Annotated in this window: 1 rRNA gene and 1 pseudogene; one reads left to right on the forward strand and one right to left on the reverse strand. The window is 57.1% G+C overall.

What is annotated here, in order from left to right:
• Positions 1 to 286, reverse strand: a pseudogene (locus tag AC1DW9_RS11955) (molybdopterin-dependent oxidoreductase); the annotation flags it as partial.
• A gap of 596 nt (positions 287 to 882) precedes the next feature.
• On the opposite strand from AC1DW9_RS11955, the gene AC1DW9_RS11960 reads away from it, so the two are divergent.
• Positions 883 to 2,369 (forward strand): 16S ribosomal RNA (locus AC1DW9_RS11960).
• The last annotated feature ends 131 nt before the right edge of the window (positions 2,370 to 2,500 follow it).

The following is a 2,500-nucleotide window of genomic DNA, read 5'->3' on the forward strand; positions in this document are numbered from 1 at the left end:
CGATCGGGATATCCGCCAGATGATAGCGCACGAAGAACGCATCGTTCGGGGTCAGAAGCCCGTCATTGAAGACGCCGAACGGGGTTTCGAGCTGGGGCGGGCGCGCCGTCAATTCAATCAGCGGGCGTTTGCCGGGATAAGCGACGAGCGACCGCTCGCCATTGTCAAAGGGTAGCCTCACCGTTGCGGCCGCGAAGGCAGCAAGACCTGCGCCCTCGCCCACTGCCACCCCCAGCCCCAGCACGGCGCGCCCCGCCGCTTTGAGCATTTGCCGTCTGTTGAACATGGCGCTCCTCCGCAGGACATATTCCTCGCGAATAGAAAGGCACGCAGGCTCGGTTCGTGGTTCTCCGCGGCTGAAGCGCCGCGGCTCAGGCAGTGCGAACCCGGGGCCGCTCGGCAGCCCGCTTCGTTGGTCCGCGATCAATCTAATACAGGTAAGGGCCGACCGCCACGGCTGGGATGCCGGAGACATGCCTCGGATGGGCGCGACCGACATGCCACACAGAACCGGGGCCGTCGCGCGGACGAATCGACGTTTTCAACAAAATGCGAATCGGCTGTTGACACCCGAAACCTGATTCGCTTAAACACTGCTCATCGAGACGGCGCCGCCGCTGGCGGGGCCGCTCTACTGCGCTTCATGAGAGCTYCGGGCCTTGTAGCCGAGAGATCGGTTGGCCTGCTTGTCTTTGTTAGACGCACCGCTGTTTGAAAACTGAAGACAGAAAGAGAAACGTGGACGGCGATGTTCTTGCGGACTTGCTTTCGGGCAAGTCAAACGAGACTTCGGTGTGCTGCGTTTACAAGAGCCATCGCTGGTTACTTCGGTAATCAAGCAATGACTCCGTCAATACGCAGCGATGCCGGAACAAACTCATCCAATCTGAGAGTTTGATCCTGGCTCAGAGCGAACGCTGGCGGCAGGCTTAACACATGCAAGTCGAACGGGCACTTCGGTGCTAGTGGCAGACGGGTGAGTAACACGTGGGAACGTACCTTTCGGTTCGGAATAATTCAGGGAAACTTGGACTAATACCGGATAAGCCCTTCGGGGGAAAGATTTATCGCCGATAGATCGGCCCGCGTCTGATTAGCTAGTTGGTGAGGTAATGGCTCACCAAGGCGACGATCAGTAGCTGGTCTGAGAGGATGATCAGCCACATTGGGACTGAGACACGGCCCAAACTCCTACGGGAGGCAGCAGTGGGGAATATTGGACAATGGGCGCAAGCCTGATCCAGCCATGCCGCGTGAGTGATGAAGGCCTTAGGGTTGTAAAGCTCTTTTGTCCGGGAAGATAATGACTGTACCGGAAGAATAAGCCCCGGCTAACTTCGTGCCAGCAGCCGCGGTAATACGAAGGGGGCTAGCGTTGCTCGGAATCACTGGGCGTAAAGGGCGCGTAGGCGGACTCTTAAGTCGGGGGTGAAAGCCCAGGGCTCAACCCTGGAATTGCCTTCGATACTGAGAGTCTTGAGTTCGGAAGAGGTTGGTGGAACTGCGAGTGTAGAGGTGAAATTCGTAGATATTCGCAAGAACACCAGTGGCGAAGGCGGCCAACTGGTCCGATACTGACGCTGAGGMGCGAAAGYGTGGGGAGCRAACAGGATTAGATACCCTGGTAGTCCACGCCSTAAACGATGAATGCCAGCCGTTGGGGTGCATGCACCTCAGTGGCGCAGCTAACGCTTTAAGCRTYCCGCCTGGGGAGTACGGYCGCAAGRYTAAAACTCAAAGGAATTGACGGGGGCCCGCACAAGCGGYGGAGCATGTGGWTTAATTCGAWGCAACGCGCAGAACCTTACCAGCTTTTGACATGTCCGGTTTGATCGACAGAGATGTCTTTCTTCAGTTCGGCTGGCCGGAACACAGGTGSTGCATGGCTGTCGTCAGCTCGTGTCGTGAGATGTTGGGTTAAGTCCCGCAACGAGCGCAACCCTCGCCCCTAGTTGCCATCATTCAGTTGGGAACTCTAGGGGGACTGCCGGTGATAAGCCGCGAGGAAGGTGGGGATGACGTCAAGTCCTCATGGCCCTTACAGGCTGGGCTACACACGTGCTACAATGGCGGTGACAATGGGCAGCGAAAGAGCGATCTRGAGCTAATCCCAAAAAGCCGTCTCAGTTCAGATTGCACTCTGCAACTCGAGTGCATGAAGGTGGAATCGCTAGTAATCGTGGATCAGCATGCCACGGTGAATACGTTCCCGGGCCTTGTACACACCGCCCGTCACACCATGGGAGTTGGGTTTACCCGAAGGCGTCGCGCTAACCGCAAGGAGGCAGGCGACCACGGTAGGCTCAGCGACTGGGGTGAAGTCGTAACAAGGTAGCCGTAGGGGAACCTGCGGCTGGATCACCTCCTTTCTAAGGTAGGATTTTTCGGTGAAGCTTGCTTCATCATCAAATCCGCTTGGAACAAAGAGGCCAAATCAGGCCTCGACATGCGGAACTTCGCCGTCTTCGTTTCTCTTTCTTTTCCGGGCGAATGCGCTCAG

The sequence above is a fragment of the Allobosea sp. P4_E12 genome (genome assembly GCF_056401655.1).